Raw genomic sequence first — 14,869 nt, forward strand, 5'->3', positions numbered from 1 at the left:
CGCATCGCGGTCCCCCTCCCCGTGCCGGGGGGGAATTACCCCCGCAAAGCGTTAGCCGCGCGCGCCTTGATCTCGATCTCCGCCATCGTCCCGCCGGTCACCCAGCTCCCGCCGACGCAGAGCACCGGCTTGAACGCCAGCCACTCCGGCGCGCTGGCCTCGGTAATCCCGCCGGTCGGGCAGAAGCTGCACTGATAGAACGGCGCGGCGAGAGCCTTGAGCGCCTTCAACCCGCCATTCGCCTCGGCTGGGAAGAACTTGAAGTGCGTCAGCCCCAGATCGAGCCCGGTCATGATGTCCGCCGCATTGGCGATCCCCGGCAGGAACGGAATGCCGCTCTCGATGATCGGCGTGGCGAGGCGCTCGGTCAGGCCGGGCGAGACAATGAACTCCGCCCCCGCATCGCGGACCTGTGCGAACTGCTGCGTGTTCACCACGGTGCCTGCGCCGACGATCGCGCCCGGCACCTTCTTCATCTCGGCGATGGCTTCAAGCGCCGCGCCGGTGCGCAACGTCACTTCGAGCACGCGCAAGCCGCCCGCGACCAGCGCTTCGGCGAGCGGTCGGGCGAGCGCCGCGTCCTCGATCACCAGCACCGGGATGACGGCGCTGGTCTGCATGATGTCTGCGATAGTTACGGTCATTGCGTATGTTCCTGTGCGAAGGCGGCCGCGGCGCCGAACAGGCCGGGCTGGGGATGGGTGATGAGCTTGACGGGCATCGCCGCCATCATGCCTTGGAAGCGACCCTTGGCGACGAAGCGCTGGTCGAAGCCCGAGCGAATCAGGCGATCCTTGATCCGGAAGCCGAGCCCGCCGGCGATGACGACCGCCTTCGCGCCTTGCGCCAGCGCCAGATCACCTGCGACCGCGCCGAGCGCGAGACAGAACCGGTCGAGTGCCGCAAGCGCGATCGAATCGGTGCCGTCGATCGCCTCGGTCCAGATCGTCTTGTCGTCATGGCTCGGCACCGCGCGGCCCTCCAGCGCGGCAAGCGTCTCGTAGATCGCGACGATGCCAGGTCCAGCAACGACGCGCTCCGCCGAAACGCGCGTGAACGTCTTCCGCAGCCGCTTGAGCAAAGCATCCTCGATCCCGTCGAGCGGGGCGAAGTCCATGTGGCCGCCCTCGGTCTCCAGGACCTGATAGCCGTCTTTGCGTCGCAGCAACTGCGCGACGCCGAGCCCGGTACCGGGGCCGCAGATCGTCGTGACGCCCTCGGATGGCGGCGGCGTATCGGGCCCGCAGAGATGGATGAAGTCGCTGCTCGGCACCTGCGCGACGGCATGACCGACCGCGCCGAAATCATTGACTACCACCCACTGGTCCGCCTTCAACCGCTCGGTGATCAGCGACTTGCGGATGATCCACGGGTTGTTGGTCAGCCGGATGACGTCGTTCGCGACGGGCGACGCGACCGCGATCGCCAACGCGCGGGGGAGGGGGCGGCCGAGGCCCGCCTCGAACGCCTGATACGCGGTCTGGAGCGACGCGTGATCCGCGGTCTTCAGCGTCGCCGGCTCACCGAGCGAAACGACGCGGCCGTTCTCGACCTCGGCGATCGCGAAGCGGGCGTGCGTCCCGCCAATATCTGCCGCTACGATTTCCATGTCACGCTTCCTCTCACACCCGTCATGCCGGGCTTGTTCCGGCATCCACGGTGCCGCAAATTCTACCGCCGATGCCTATGCGGAACGGTGGACCCCGGAACAAGTCCGGGGTGACGGGGGGTTAAAGCCCAGCCCCAGCCAGCATCGCCGACGCGCCCTTTTCAGCCTCGTCGGCGAGCCCACGGAACATGCCGAACAGCTCACGGCCCATGCCGCTCACCGGTGGCGGTATCGCGACCATCTCGCGCGTCGCCCATACGTCCGCGTCGACCAGCGCCTCCAGAGTACCGTTGACCGCGTCCACCCGGATCATGTCGCCATCGCGAATCAACCCGATCGCACCATCGAGCAGCGCCTCGGGCGAGCAATGGATCGCGCAAGGCACTTTCCCGCTCGCACCCGACATCCGGCCATCGGTGACCAGCGCCACCTTGAATCCGCGATTCTGCAACACCCCCAGCGGCGGCGTCAGCTTGTGGAGTTCCGGCATGCCGTTCGCGCGCGGCCCCTGGAACCGCACGACGACGACGACGTCCTTCTCCAGCTCGCCGCGCTTGAACGCCTCGATCACGTCGAGCTGATCGTCGAACACCATCGCCGGCGCCTCGACGATCCAGCGCTCGCGCTCGACCGCCGACACCTTGATGCACGCGCGGCCGATATTGCCCGCGAGAATCCGCATCCCGCCATCCGGCGAGAACGGCGCGGTCGCAGGACGAAGGATCGTCTCGTCGCCGCTATCCGGCGTATCGCGCCAAGCGAGTGTGTCGCCCTCAACCACCGCGGTCTTCGCATACGCCGACAGGTCCTCGCCGCCGATCGTCATGATGTCGCCGTGCAGCAGCCCTTCGCCGAGCAGTTCGCGGATCACGTAGGGCATGCCCCCGGCAGCCTCGAACGCGTTCACGTCCGCCGAGCCGTTGGGATACACGCGCGCGATCAGCGGGACCGCGCAGGACAGGCGGTCGAAATCCTCCCAGTCGATGATGATCCCCGCCGCGCGAGCGATCGCCGGCACGTGAAGCAGATGATTGGTCGAGCCGCCGGTCGCGAGCAGGCCGACCGCGGCGTTCACGATCGCCTTCTCGTCGACGCAATGCCCGAGCGGCCGATACGAATCGCCGCGCGCGCCGATCTTCGCCAACCGGTGCACTGCCGCCCGCGTCAATTCCTGCCGCAGCTTGGTGCCCGGATTGACGAACGCCGCGCCCGGCATGTGGAGGCCCATCACCTCCATCATCATCTGGTTGGTGTTGGCGGTGCCGTAGAAGGTGCACGTGCCCTTCGAATGATACGCGCCGATCTCGGCTTCGAGCAGTTCGTCGCGACCGACCAACCCTTCCGCGAACTTCTCGCGAACCGCGGCCTTCGCCTTGTTCGGCAAGCCCGTTGGCATCGGGCCGCCCGGGATCAGCACCATCGGCAGATGCCCGAAGCGCAGCGCACCCATCAGCAGGCCCGGCACGATCTTGTCGCAGATGCCGAGCAGCGCCGCGCCTTCGAACGTCCCGTGCGACAACGCAATCGCGGTGCTCAGTGCGATCGTGTCGCGGCTGAACAGCGACAGCTCCATCCCCGGATAGCCTTGCGTCACGCCGTCGCACATCGCCGGTACGCCGCCCGCGACCTGCGCGGTTGCGCCCGCTTCGCGCGCCCAGATCTTCATCAGCTCCGGGTAGCGATAATAGACCGCGTGCGCCGACAGCATGTCGTTATACGCGGTGACGATGCCGATGTTCATGCCGGCATCGGCCTTCATCGCGTCGCGGTCCTCCTCGGTCCCGGCATAGGCATGCGCGAGGTTTGCGCAGCCGAGGCCGGGACGCCGGACCTGCGCCGCCGCCTCGCGCTCGATCAGCGTGAGATAGGCGGCGCGGCTGTCGCGTGAGCGCTCGATGATCCGGTTGGTCACCGCGGAGACGACGGCGTTGAGCATCGTCACGGCGCCCAGTGCACGTCGACCGGCAGCTCGACTTCGGCGAGCACGCGGCCGATCGGGTAGGACGACGACGGCCCCTGTTCGATCGCCTGCTCAAGCACCTTCTTCTTCGCGTCGCCGGTGATCATGATCATCAGCGCCTTCGACGAAGCGATCGCCGCCGCCGACAACGTCACGCGCGCGAGCGGAGCCTCAGGCGGCAGCGGATCGGGCATCACGCCGAGCGCGCGACGTTCCTTGGGACCGCTCAGCGCCTCGTCGTAATCGGGGCCGGGGAAGATCGACGCGGTGTGTCCGTCGCTGCCCATGCCGAGCAGACAGAAGTCGAGCGGCCAGTGCAGGTCCTGCATCAGCGCATCCGCCGAACGACCTGCCGCCTTGTAGTCCGACATCGCCTCGGGAACGATCGGCTTCACGCGCGCGCCCTTGGGAAGGAAGATCTTCGCCAGCGCGGTCACGTTGGACAATGGATCGCCGAGCTTCACGATGCGCTCGTCGCCGGGGATGATCGTGACCTTCTTCCAGTCGAGCTTCGCCTGGGCGAGCTTCTCATACGCGGTCATCGGCGTCTTGCCGCCCGCCAGCGCGATCACCGCCGAGCCGCGCGCGTCGAGCGCGCTCTCGATGACGAACTGGATATCACCCGCGACCGCATTGGCGAGTTCGCCCGCGTCGTCATATTCCCACCATTCGATTTCGGTCATTCGATCTTTCCTTGAAAACTTTTCCGTTCGTCCTGAGCGAAGTCGAAGGACAATGCCACAAGCGGGCTACCCTTCGACTTCGCTCAGGGCGAACGGGCAGGGGATAGTATTCCCCCTCTGAAACTCAGTCGTCCTGCCAGGTCACGCCGTCGCGCTCGGTCAGCGCGATCGCGGCCGACGGACCCCAGCTGCCCGACGCATAGCTCTTGGGCTTCATCGCGTTGGCCTTCCAGCCCTCGCGGATCGCGTCGATCCAGGTCCACTGCGCCTCGACCTCGTCACGCCGCACGAACAAAGTCTGGTCGCCCTCGATCAGGTCGAGCAGCAGCCGCTCATACGCGATCCGCCGACGCGACCCTGCAAACTCGGCATCCATGCTGAGGTTCAGCGGCACTTCGCGCAGGCGGACGCCCTCGCGGTCGAGACCCGGCTCCTTCGCCATCACGAGCAGCTGGATATATTCCTCCGGCTGGAGGCGGATGATCAACATGTTGGGTTGGAGCAACCCGCCACGTCCGGCGAACATCGAGTGCGGCACCGCCTTGAACTGGATCGCAATCTCGCTGCGACGCGTCGCCATGCGCTTGCCGGTGCGCAGGTAGAACGGCACGCCCTGCCAGCGCCAGTTATCGACATGCGCCTTGATCGCGACGAACGTCTCGGTGGTCGAAGCCTGGCCGAGTTCGTCGGAGTAGCTCTTGACGAACTTCCCCTTCACCGCGCCTTCGCCATACTGTCCCGTCACGGTGACGTTCGGCACTTCCTCGGGCTTGATCATCCGCAGCGAACGGAACACCTTCGACTTCTCGTCGCGGACGTCGGTGCCCTCGAACCGTGCAGGCGGCTCCATCGCGATCAGCGCAAGAAGCTGCAGCATGTGGTTGGCGACCATGTCGCGCAGCGCACCCGCGGTTTCGTAATAGCCCGCGCGCTCTTCGAGCCCGACGGTCTCGGAGATCGTGATCTGGACGTTGTCGATCCCTTGAGCATTCCACACCGGCTCGAAGAACGAGTTGCCGAAGCGCAGCGCGAGGATGTTCTGGACGGTTTCCTTGCCGAGATAATGATCGATCCGGTAGGTCCGCTCTTCGGGGAAAGCCTTCGCCACTGCATCGTTGATCTCGCGGCTCGTCTCCAGGTCGTAGCCGAGTGGCTTCTCGAGGCCGACGCGGACCGTCTCGCCGGCGAGTCCGACCTTGTGCAGACCCTCAATCGCAGCCTCGAATAACGAAGGTGCGGTCGACAGATAGATCGCGAGACCGCCCGAGATATCGCCGATCTTGTCCGCCAGCGGCTGGAAGCTCGCCGGGTCCGACAGATCGGTCGGCTGGTAGAAGATCCGGTCGAGGAACGTCCCGATCGCGCTTTCGTCCTTGCGATCCTCGGGCAGGAACTCGTCGAGCGCCTTCTTGGCGAACTTCCGGTAATCCTCGTCGTCATGCTCGTGACGCGCGGCACCGGTGATCGTCAGTTCCTCGGGCAGCAACCCGTCGGCGTGCAGGCCATAGAGCGACGGCAGCAGCATGCGCTGTGCGAGATCGCCGGTCGCGCCGAACAGGAGCAGCTTGGCTACGGGATTACGGTGCATGAAAGCTCCTGGATTTGCCGATGGGCCGGGCGAAGAACGCCGGTCCTAGAAAACGAGGCCGGCTACGGGATCGACCCCGGCCATGATGTTGAGGTTCTGGACCGCAGCACCGCCGGCGCCCTTGCCCAGATTGTCGAGCGTCGCGATCAGCCGCGCATGCCCGACCGCGTCGTTGCCGCAGACCCGCAGCGTCAGACGATCGGTCCCTGCGTTCTCCTCGATATCGACCGATCCGATATCGCCGGTGGCAACCGAGACGAGCTTCGAGCCATCGAATGCGGCGCACAGTACGTCTTCGATCGCCGCGAGCGTAGGCCGGCCGGGCAGGGCGTGGAGGTGCAACGGCACTTCGACGACCATGCCGCGGTAGGTGTTCGCCACCGCAGGCGCGAAGATCGGTGCGTGCGTTAGGCCCGCATGCTGCGTCATCTCGGCGATATGCTTGTGCGCAAGGCCTAGCGCGTAGGCGCGGAACGCCGTCGCCGGCTCGTCATTCTCGAACGCCGCGATCATTGCCTTGCCGCCGCCCGAGTAACCAGAGGTCGCGTTGACGCTCAGCGGGAGGTCGGCGGGGATGAGACCGGCCGCGACCAGGGGCGCGACGAGCGCGAGGAACCCAGTGGGATAGCAGCCGGGGTTCGACACGCGCGTCGCGGTCGCAACCTTATCCGCCTGGTCTGGCAACTCGGGGAAGCCGTAGGTCCAGCCGGCAGCGACGCGGTGTGCGCTCGATGCGTCGATGACGCGGGTGCGCGCATTGTCGATCAGCGTGACGGCTTCGCGCGATGCGTCGTCCGGCAGGCAGAGGATGACGAAATCGGCATCGTTCAGCGCCTCGCGCCGCGCCGCCGGATCCTTGCGCCGGTTCTCCGCCAGCAACGTCAGCGTGATGTCGGTCCGTCCGGCGAGCCGTTCGCGGATCTCGAGTCCGGTGGTGCCGACCGCCCCATCAATGAAGACCGTCGTCATGCCGCGTCCGTCGTCGAAAGGTCGAGCGCAGCGGCCTCGACATAGCCGACCAGCCCGCTCGGACGCGCAACGCCCCACGCGGACACGCCGGCAATCTCCAGCACTTCGAAACTGTCGCCAGGGTTGAGGTCGACCATCGTATCGCTCGCTTCGTCTCGTCCGCTGCGCAACAAAGCTGTGCGCGCGACGGGCCGTATCATCGGCACGGCGTAGTGTGGAGCGAATACGTATTCGGCGAGGCGAATGTCGGCGATATCGCGGCGAACCGCGTGCGTACGCGGGTCGAGTTCGACCGAGCGGCCCGTCAGCGAAAAGCTCGTACGGGCCTGGTCGTCGAATGGCTCAAGCGTGAGCGGCTGCGCGCCCGTTGGAACCAGCAGGGGCGGGGCCGTCGCCGATGAATTGCCCGAACTCTTCAAGAAAATCTGCCCCTTCGGTGGTGCGCGCGACGAAGATGTTGCGCTTGTCGCTATCGTCGCGTTGTCGGCGCAGATAGCCGAGGGCACCCAATCTGTTCAAGGCGCGCGTGACGACCGGCTTCGATACGTTCAGCGCGCGGGCCAGGCCGCGCACCGTATGTGGCCCCGGTTTGAGATATACGAGCAGAAGAAGCGCCATCTGCCGATTGGTCAGATCGGGTTCGCCCGAACGGACGTAGTCCACCAGAGCGGTCATCCAGGTCGATAAGGTATTGGCTGCCATTGATGCCACAGCGTTGATCCGCCATCTGAATTTATAAACACGATGCCCAGTCATGAGCGTCGTTACGGGTTCACAACGCCGCCCGGACGTCATGTTTCCGTAGTTTTGCGATTGGCTTGCGATATGCGGAGCCCGTGTTGCGGTTGATCGAAACCGCGACGTCGCCTATGTGCGCGCCTTCGCAAAAGTTCCGGGGTTTTCCGCGCAATGTTCGCCTTTCTGCTCGTCATCCACGCGATCATCGCGGCCGCCCTCGTCACGGTGATCCTCATGCAGCGCTCGGAAGGCGGCGGTCTGGGCATGGGCGGCAGTCCGTCGGGCCTGATGTCGGCGCGCGGCGCGGCCGATTTCCTGACCCGCGCGACCGGCGTTCTTGCGACGATGTTTGTGCTGTTCTCGATCCTGCTCGCGGTCCTCGCGGCGAATCACCGCACCACCACGATCGACACGTCGCTTGCCCGCACTCCGGCGGCGGCAACGGCCGTCCCGACCGCGCAGCCCAAGGGTGATGCGGCTCCGTTTGCCGGTGGCGCAGAAAATGCTGGCGTTCCAGCCGGCACTACGGCTCCGGCCGACAACGGCGCGGTCCCACTCGCCCGCTAAACACTCCATTCGCCGATAAAAGGCCCCCGCGTGATCCGCGGGGCTCTTGTCGTTCGTCCCCAACACACGCTACGAGACTCTTCCCATGGCTCGGTACATTTTCATCACCGGGGGCGTGGTTTCGTCGCTCGGTAAAGGTCTCATGGCGGCATCGCTTGCCGCTCTCCTCCAGGCACGCGGGTATACCGTCAGGATTCGGAAGTTCGATCCGTATCTGAACGTCGATCCCGGCACGATGTCGCCGTATCAGCACGGCGAGGTCTACGTAACCGACGACGGCGCCGAGACCGATCTCGACCTCGGCCATTACGAACGCTTCACCGGCGTTCCCTCGCGCCAGTCGGACAACGTCACCTCAGGGCGTATCTATCAGCAGATCATCACCCGCGAGCGTCGCGGCGATTATCTCGGTGCGACCGTGCAGGTCATCCCCCACGTCACCGACGCGATCAAGGCGTTCGCGCGGGCCGAGACCGACGGCATCGATTTCATCCTCTGCGAGATCGGCGGCACCGTCGGCGATATCGAATCGCTCCCGTTCATCGAAGCGATTCGCCAGCTCAAGAACGAGGAAGGCCGCGGCAACGCGATCAGCATCCACGTGACGCTGGTGCCGTACATCGCCGCCGCCGGCGAGCTGAAGACCAAGCCGACGCAGCATTCGGTCCGCGAACTCGCCGCGCTCGGCGTGCAGCCCGACGTGCTTGTGTGCCGCTGCGAACATCCGCTGCCGCCGTCGGAGCGCGCCAAGATCGCGCTGTTCTGCAACGTCCCCGCCAGCGCGGTCATTCCGGCGCTCGACGCGAAGAGCATCTACGCGGTGCCGCTCCAGTATCACGGCGAAGGCCTCGACATCGAAGTGCTCCGCGCGTTCGGGATCGAACCTGCCGAGGCGCCCGATCTGTCGCGCTGGACCGAGATCATGGACCGCCTGACCAACCCGCAAGGCGAAGTCACGATCGGCGTGGTCGGCAAATATGTCGGGCTTCAGGATGCGTACAAGTCGCTCAACGAGGCGCTGGTCCATGGCGGCATCGCGAATCGCGTGAAGGTCAACGTCCGCTGGATCGACGCCGAACTGTTCGAGAACGCCGAGAGCGACATCGCCGGCCAGCTCGAGCCGTGCGACGCGATCCTGGTCCCCGGTGCGTTCGGCGAGCGTGGCGCGGAGGGCAAGATCGCCTCCGTCAAGTTCGCCCGCGAACGAAAAATCCCGTATTTCGGGATCTGCTTCGGGATGCAGATGGCCTGCGTCGAGGGCGCGCGCGATCTCGCCGGAATCCCCAATGCGTCGTCGACCGAGTTCGGCCCGACCGACGAGCCGGTGGTCGGCATGATCACCGAATGGATGGGCCGCGAAGGTCTCGAAACCCGTGCGGCCGAAGGCGACATGGGCGGCACGATGCGGCTCGGCGCGTATGACGCCAAGCTCGACGGCAACAGCGTGGTGGCGTCGATCTACGGCGGCACCGAGATCTCGGAGCGTCATCGTCACCGCTACGAGGTCAACACCGGGTACAAGGAAGCGCTCGAACAGGGCGGCCTCGTCTTCTCGGGCATGTCCCCCGACGGCACGCTGCCAGAGATCGTCGAACGCCCCGATCACCCTTGGTTCGTCGGCGTGCAGTTCCACCCCGAACTGAAGTCGAAACCCTTCGACCCGCACCCTTTGTTCGCCAGCTTCATCGAAGCCGCCGTCAAGCAAAGCCGCTTGGTCTGATTTGTCGGTACGCCTTCGCGGTAGTGGAGGCGTACCCAGAGGATGCATCCGCCTGAGTAGGTGCCGAGCCCACTCAGCGCAGGTTCATACGCCGCATCGCACGTTCCTAATGCGACGCCGGGAAGAGTTGCAGTCGGAAGCTCCCGCTCTTCCCGGTCCGAGTGGCGACCGTGGCAGCGTCTGAAATTTCGGCGGCTGGGCTAGCCCGCCGACTGTCGCTAGAACGCCCGCATGTCCACGACCTACACGCTCGACACCGCGACGAGTCGCGCCAATCCAACGCCTGCGCCGCTGAAGCGCCTCACCGTGCCCGCGATTCGTCGCCAGAAGGGTGCAACGCCGCTCGTCATGCTCACCGCCTACACGGTGCGGACCGCGCAGCTGCTCGATCCGCATTGCGACATGCTGCTGGTCGGCGACAGCCTGGGGCAGGTGATCTACGGGTTGCCATCGACCGTGCCGGTAACGCTCGAGATGATGGCCGCCCACGGCGCGGCAGTCGTGCGTGGCAGCTATCATGCGGTCGTGGTGATCGACATGCCGTTCGGCAGCTATGAGGCGTCGCCCGAGAAGGCGTTCGAGAGCGCGGCGTATCTGCTGAAACAGACCGGCGCGGCGGCGGTGAAGCTCGAGGGCGGGACGGCGATGGCGCCTACGGTCAAGTTCCTGACCGAGCGGGGCATTCCGGTGATGGGGCATGTCGGGCTGACCCCGCAGGCGGTGAACGTGCTCGGTGGCTATGGCGCTCGCGGCCGCACGCCGGAGGAGGCTGCCAAGATCGTCGCCGACGCGCAGGACATCGCCGAGGCGGGGGCGTTCGCGCTGGTGATCGAGGGCGTGGTCGAGCCGATCGCGATCGAGATCACCAACAGTATCGCGTGCCCGACGATCGGCATCGGCGCGTCGGCGCAGTGCGACGGACAGGTCCTGGTCGCCGAGGACATGCTCGGGATGTTCGACCGCACCGCCAAGTTCGTAAAGCGGTTCGCCGACATCGCCGACACGATCTCGTCGGCGGCGCAGACCTATGCCGATGACGTTCGGAGCCGCGCATTTCCGGGGCCGGAGCAGGTCTACGCGCCCAAGGATTGATCCGCTTCCGTTTCGGTTCCCGCGCGGCTAAGGTCCGCGCCGTCCATCCCCAATATTCCGGAGCTGTCCTTGGCCCTCCCGCCGAAAACCGATGAAGCATTTTTGCGCGAGGTCGACGAAGAACTCCGACGCGACCAACTCGCCGGGTTCTGGACGAACTGGGGCGTCTGGGTCGCGATCGGCGTCGTCGCCGCGCTCGCCGCGCTCGCTGGCTTCCTGTACTGGCAGCACCATAATGGTGAAGCGGCCGGGGTCGAGGGCGAACAGCTTCAGGTGGCGTATGACGCGCTCGGCGCGAACAACGCCGCGGCCGCTGCGAAGCCGCTGGCCGAACTCGCCAAGTCCAACCGCGACGGCTACCGCGCGCTCGCCCAGTTCACGCAGGCCGACGTGCTGCTGCAGAAGGACGATCTGAAGGGCGCCGCTGCCAAGCTCGGTGCGATCGCCGCGGATACGTCGCTGGCCAAGCCCTTCCGCGATCTCGCGCTGGTCCGCCAGACGTCGGCCGAGTTCGACACGTTGAAGCCCCAGGTCGTGGTCGAACGGCTGCGGCCGCTGGCGGTACCGGGTGGCGCATGGCTGGGCAGCGCTGGCGAGATGGTCGCGATCGCCTATCTTCGCATGAACCAGCGTCAGCAGGCCGGCACGATGTTCGGGCAGATCGCGCGTGACGCGACCGTGCCCGACACGATCCGTCAACGCGCGGTTCAGATGGCCGGCGTACTGGGGGTCGACGCTGTTGCGAGCACCGAGGCGCGGGCCGGAACGACCAAAACGGCTGCATCAAACGAGGATACCAAGGCGCAATGATGAAGACATATCGGGTGACGGTCGCCGTCGCCGCGCTGGTAGCCTTGAGCGGGTGTGGTATCTTCAAGGGCGGCGGCAAAAAGACCCCGACGGTGGGAGACCGCGTATCGATCCTGGTCTCCGAAAACCAGGTCGAGACCGACAAGGCGATCGCCGACGTCCAGGTCTTGCTGCCCGCGCCAGCGGTCAACGACGCATGGGCGCAGCCCGGCGGTAACCCCGCCAAGTCGATGGGCCAGCTCGCGCTCGGCGACCAACCCAAGCGCGCCTGGCAGGCGTCGATCGACGGTGGCTCGAACCGCGAGCGCCTCGGTGCACCACCGGTCGTCGCCGACGGCATGCTGTTCGTGAGCGACGTGACCGCGACGATCCATGCCTTCAAGGCGGATACCGGCGCGGCGCTGTGGAGTGCGGCGATCACCGAAGGCAAGATCAACCGTGCAGCGCGCTTCGGCGGCGGTGTCAGCTATGACGACGGCAAGCTCTACGCCACCGACGGCGTCGGCGATGTCGTCGCGATGAGCGCGGCGGATGGCAAGATCCTGTGGCGGGCCAAACCCGGCGCGCCGCTGCGCGGGTCGCCGACCGTCGCCAACGGCGCGGTCTATGTCCTGACGCAGGACAACCAGGTGTTCTCGCTCAACCAGACCGACGGCAAGGTCCAGTGGGTCCAGTCCGGCACGCTCGAAACGCAGGGCGTGTTCGGCGTTGCGGCGCCAGCGGTCAGCCAGGGCACCGTCGTCGCCGGCTTCTCCAGCGGCGAACTCAGCGCCTATCGCTACGAGAACGGCCGTATCCTTTGGCAGGACGCGCTGTCGCGCACGTCGATCACGACCTCGGTGTCGAGCCTGTCGGATATCGACGCGGCGCCGGTGATCGACGGCGGTCGCGTCTATGCGGTGGGACAGGGTGGCCGGATGGTCGCGCTCGAACTGGCGACCGGCCAGCGGCTGTGGGAGCAGAACTTCGCAGGTATCTCGACTCCGTGGATCGCGGGCGAGTGGCTGTTCGTGGTGACCGACGACGCCAAGCTCGTCTGCCTCTCGCGCTCGAACGGCAAGGCACGCTGGATTTCCCAGCTGCCGCGGTTCCAGAACGAGAAGAAGCGCAGCAATGCGATCACGTGGTTCGGCCCGGTCCTCGCCGGCAATCATCTCGTGCTCACCAACTCGCGCGGCGAGATCAATTTCGTCTCGCCGACCGATGGTTCGGTGAGTTCGACGATCGAGACCAAGACGCCGTTTTCGTTGTCGCCTATCGTCGCCAACTCGACGCTCTACACGCTCGACCAGAAGGGCAAGGTCACCGCATACCGGTGACGTCGAAGGGGCCCGCCGCGCTTGCGGTGGGAAGGGTGAGGTGAGTGAGGCTCGGGAGCCGGCCTAAACTCCCCTCACCCTTCCGTCGCTTCGCTCCTCCCTCCCTCTCCCCGGAGGGGCGAGGGACTTAGTGACGCCAGCGCGTTCCCGCGCTAAGGGCACGCTATGTCCAAGCTCCCCGTGGTCGCAATCGTCGGCCGCCCCAATGTCGGCAAGTCGACCCTGTTCAACCGCCTCGTCGGCAAGAAGCTCGCGCTGGTCGACGACCGGCCCGGCGTCACGCGTGATCGCCGCGAAGGCGACGCGTCGCTGATCGGCCTCGAATTCCGCATCATCGACACCGCCGGCTACGAAGACCACGACGCGCAGACGCTGCCCGGCCGGATGCGCCAGCAGACCGAAGCCGCCGTCGAGCAGGCCGATGTTGCGCTGTTCCTGTTCGACGCGCGCGCCGGCATCGTACCGCTCGACGAAGAGATCGCGCGCTGGCTCCGCACCGCCGACGTTCCCGTCATCCTCGTCGCCAACAAGGCCGAGGGCCGCGCGGGCGAAGACGGCATCCTCGAATCGCTGGCGCTCGGGTTCGGCGACCCGGTCCAGCTCTCGGCCGAGCATGGCGAAGGCATGGGCGACCTGTTCGAAGGCCTGCTCCCACTGCTCGAAGGCAAGGAGGAGGTTCCCGAGGAACAGCCCGACAACGAATATGAAGGCCCGTTGAAGCTCGCGATCGTCGGTCGCCCGAACGCCGGCAAGTCGACGCTCGTCAACCGCATCCTCGGCGAGGATCGCATGATCACTGGCCCCGAAGCCGGCATCACGCGCGATTCGATCAGCGTCGATTACGACTGGCACCCGACCGGCGGCGAAGCGCGCAAAGTACGCCTGATCGACACCGCGGGGATGCGCAAACGCGCCAAGGTGCAGGACAAGCTCGAAAAGATGTCGGTCGAGGACGCGCTCCACGCGGTCGACTTCGCCGAAGTCGTCGTGCTGCTGCTCGATGCCACGCTCGGTCTCGAAGCGCAGGATCTCCGCATCGCCGACAAGGTGCTCCAGGAGGGCCGTGCGCTCGTCATCGCGCTGAACAAATGGGACATCGCCGAGAGCGCCTCGTCGCTGTTCAACGGCGTCAAGCGGGCGCTCGAAGACGGCCTGAGCCAGGTCAAGGGCGTCACGGTGATGACCGTGTCCGGCGCGACCGGCAAGGGCATCGACCAGTTGCTGCAAGCCTGTTTCGACACGCGCGACGCATGGTCGAAGCGAGTCGGTACCGGCGAACTCAACCGCTGGTTCGAGCGCGCGATCGAAGCGACCCCGCCGCCAGCACCCGGCGGCAAGCGTATCAAGATGCGCTACGTCACGCAGGTCAAGACGCGTCCGCCCAGCTTCGTTATCTTCGGCACGCGTGTCGATCAGCTGCCAGCGAGCTACGAGCGCTATCTCGTCAATTCGATGCGCAAGGATCTGGGGTTCGGTGCGGTACCGGTGCGTCTGATGTTCCGTGCGCCGAAGAATCCGTATGACGACAACGGCAGGGGCGGCGGCGGCAGCTAAGGCGGTGGTGTTCGGCATGGTCCGCATCGACGCCCGGGGTATGCGCTGCCCCTGGCCGGCGGTGCGGCTCGCCCGTGTGCTGCGTGACGGCGCGCGGATAATAGAGATCCTTGCCGACGATCCGCAGGCGTCGACCGAACTTGCGGCGATTGCCGAATCGAACGATGCGACGATCGAGATCATTTTGGATGAAACTTACCGGACGTATGTCGTAACTTGTCGGTAGTATGACAACATTGTATTTACCTGAACGGGGTAAG

15 protein-coding genes are annotated in these 14,869 nt (G+C 66.0%); 7 read left to right on the forward strand and 8 right to left on the reverse strand.

From position 1 onward, the window contains the following. Positions 1–35: 35 nt before the first annotated feature. From eda to ASF09_RS15005, 8 genes are all read right to left on the reverse strand, one after another. Positions 36–644 carry a bifunctional 4-hydroxy-2-oxoglutarate aldolase/2-dehydro-3-deoxy-phosphogluconate aldolase gene (gene eda, locus ASF09_RS14970; protein ID WP_060526944.1) on the reverse strand — a complete coding sequence of 203 codons (609 nt, stop codon included), beginning with the start codon at positions 642–644 and terminating at the stop codon, positions 36–38. After that, positions 641–1,609, reverse strand: coding sequence for a glucokinase (gene glk, locus ASF09_RS14975; protein ID WP_060526945.1), 969 nt, complete (start codon positions 1,607–1,609; stop codon positions 641–643). The genes eda and glk overlap by 4 nt, the downstream gene beginning before the upstream one ends. Positions 1,610–1,730: 121 nt before the next feature. Further along, positions 1,731–3,545 carry a phosphogluconate dehydratase gene (edd, locus tag ASF09_RS14980; RefSeq protein WP_060527092.1) on the reverse strand — a complete coding sequence of 605 codons (1,815 nt, stop codon included), beginning with the start codon at positions 3,543–3,545 and terminating at the stop codon, positions 1,731–1,733. A gap of 2 nt (positions 3,546–3,547) precedes the next feature. Then, positions 3,548–4,252 carry a 6-phosphogluconolactonase gene (pgl, locus tag ASF09_RS14985; protein ID WP_060526946.1) on the reverse strand — a complete coding sequence of 235 codons (705 nt, stop codon included), beginning with the start codon at positions 4,250–4,252 and terminating at the stop codon, positions 3,548–3,550. 124 nt (positions 4,253–4,376) lie between these two features. Next, positions 4,377–5,840: a glucose-6-phosphate dehydrogenase gene (zwf, locus tag ASF09_RS14990; RefSeq protein ID WP_060526947.1), complete on the reverse strand. Its 1,464-nt coding sequence runs from the start codon at positions 5,838–5,840 to the stop codon at positions 4,377–4,379. Between the two features lie 45 nt (positions 5,841–5,885). Then, on the reverse strand, positions 5,886–6,809 hold the full coding sequence (gene argC, locus ASF09_RS14995; protein ID WP_060526948.1) for an N-acetyl-gamma-glutamyl-phosphate reductase: 924 nt from the start codon (positions 6,807–6,809) through the stop codon (positions 5,886–5,888). Then, complete coding sequence (locus tag ASF09_RS15000) at positions 6,806–7,009, reverse strand: hypothetical protein (protein ID WP_121884630.1); 204 nt, start codon at positions 7,007–7,009, stop codon at positions 6,806–6,808. The genes argC and ASF09_RS15000 overlap by 4 nt, the downstream gene beginning before the upstream one ends. A gap of 142 nt (positions 7,010–7,151) precedes the next feature. Beyond that, positions 7,152–7,484, reverse strand: coding sequence for a MarR family transcriptional regulator (locus ASF09_RS15005; RefSeq protein ID WP_056050858.1), 333 nt, complete (start codon positions 7,482–7,484; stop codon positions 7,152–7,154). A gap of 234 nt (positions 7,485–7,718) precedes the next feature. Here ASF09_RS15005 and secG point away from each other — a divergent pair, with 234 nt between their 5' ends. From secG to ASF09_RS15040, 7 genes are all read left to right on the forward strand, one after another. Continuing rightward, positions 7,719–8,114 carry a preprotein translocase subunit SecG gene (gene secG / locus ASF09_RS15010; RefSeq protein WP_060526949.1) on the forward strand — a complete coding sequence of 132 codons (396 nt, stop codon included), beginning with the start codon at positions 7,719–7,721 and terminating at the stop codon, positions 8,112–8,114. A gap of 85 nt (positions 8,115–8,199) precedes the next feature. Continuing rightward, a complete protein-coding gene (locus ASF09_RS15015) occupies positions 8,200–9,834 on the forward strand; it encodes a CTP synthase (RefSeq protein ID WP_060526950.1) in 1,635 nt (544 codons plus the stop codon). A 231-nt stretch (positions 9,835–10,065) separates the two neighbouring features. Then, positions 10,066–10,926, forward strand: coding sequence for a 3-methyl-2-oxobutanoate hydroxymethyltransferase (gene panB / locus ASF09_RS15020; RefSeq protein ID WP_056050853.1), 861 nt, complete (start codon positions 10,066–10,068; stop codon positions 10,924–10,926). Positions 10,927–10,995: 69 nt separating this feature from the next. Beyond that, complete coding sequence (locus ASF09_RS15025; protein WP_056050851.1) at positions 10,996–11,736, forward strand: tetratricopeptide repeat protein; 741 nt, start codon at positions 10,996–10,998, stop codon at positions 11,734–11,736. Beyond that, entirely contained in the window at positions 11,733–13,055 is a 1,323-nt protein-coding gene (locus tag ASF09_RS15030; RefSeq protein ID WP_056050849.1) for an outer membrane protein assembly factor BamB family protein, read from the forward strand. Before ASF09_RS15025 ends, ASF09_RS15030 begins: the two co-directional genes overlap by 4 nt. Positions 13,056–13,220: 165 nt before the next feature. Continuing rightward, positions 13,221–14,609 carry a ribosome biogenesis GTPase Der gene (gene der, locus ASF09_RS15035; protein WP_060526951.1) on the forward strand — a complete coding sequence of 463 codons (1,389 nt, stop codon included), beginning with the start codon at positions 13,221–13,223 and terminating at the stop codon, positions 14,607–14,609. Positions 14,610–14,625: 16 nt separating this feature from the next. Further along, entirely contained in the window at positions 14,626–14,835 is a 210-nt protein-coding gene (locus ASF09_RS15040; RefSeq protein ID WP_060527094.1) for a sulfurtransferase TusA family protein, read from the forward strand. The last annotated feature ends 34 nt before the right edge of the window (positions 14,836–14,869 follow it).

The sequence above is a fragment of the Sphingomonas sp. Leaf242 genome, from assembly GCF_001422045.1.
In the GTDB taxonomy this organism is placed as follows: Bacteria; Pseudomonadota; Alphaproteobacteria; order Sphingomonadales; family Sphingomonadaceae; genus Sphingomonas.

Coding starts and splice junctions, on each gene's coding strand:
- eda (WP_060526944.1), bottom strand. CDS start 644: ATGACCGTAACTATCGCAGACATCATGCAGACCAGCGCCGTCATCCCG.
- glk (WP_060526945.1), bottom strand. CDS start 1,609: ATGGAAATCGTAGCGGCAGATATTGGCGGGACGCACGCCCGCTTCGCG.
- edd (WP_060527092.1), bottom strand. CDS start 3,545: ATGCTCAACGCCGTCGTCTCCGCGGTGACCAACCGGATCATCGAGCGC.
- pgl (WP_060526946.1), bottom strand. CDS start 4,252: ATGACCGAAATCGAATGGTGGGAATATGACGACGCGGGCGAACTCGCC.
- zwf (WP_060526947.1), bottom strand. CDS start 5,840: ATGCACCGTAATCCCGTAGCCAAGCTGCTCCTGTTCGGCGCGACCGGC.
- argC (WP_060526948.1), bottom strand. CDS start 6,809: ATGACGACGGTCTTCATTGATGGGGCGGTCGGCACCACCGGACTCGAG.
- ASF09_RS15000 (WP_121884630.1), bottom strand. CDS start 7,009: ATGATACGGCCCGTCGCGCGCACAGCTTTGTTGCGCAGCGGACGAGAC.
- ASF09_RS15005 (WP_056050858.1), bottom strand. CDS start 7,484: ATGACCGCTCTGGTGGACTACGTCCGTTCGGGCGAACCCGATCTGACC.
- secG (WP_060526949.1), top strand. CDS start 7,719: ATGTTCGCCTTTCTGCTCGTCATCCACGCGATCATCGCGGCCGCCCTC.
- ASF09_RS15015 (WP_060526950.1), top strand. CDS start 8,200: ATGGCTCGGTACATTTTCATCACCGGGGGCGTGGTTTCGTCGCTCGGT.
- panB (WP_056050853.1), top strand. CDS start 10,066: ATGTCCACGACCTACACGCTCGACACCGCGACGAGTCGCGCCAATCCA.
- ASF09_RS15030 (WP_056050849.1), top strand. CDS start 11,733: ATGATGAAGACATATCGGGTGACGGTCGCCGTCGCCGCGCTGGTAGCC.
- der (WP_060526951.1), top strand. CDS start 13,221: ATGTCCAAGCTCCCCGTGGTCGCAATCGTCGGCCGCCCCAATGTCGGC.
- ASF09_RS15040 (WP_060527094.1), top strand. CDS start 14,626: ATGGTCCGCATCGACGCCCGGGGTATGCGCTGCCCCTGGCCGGCGGTG.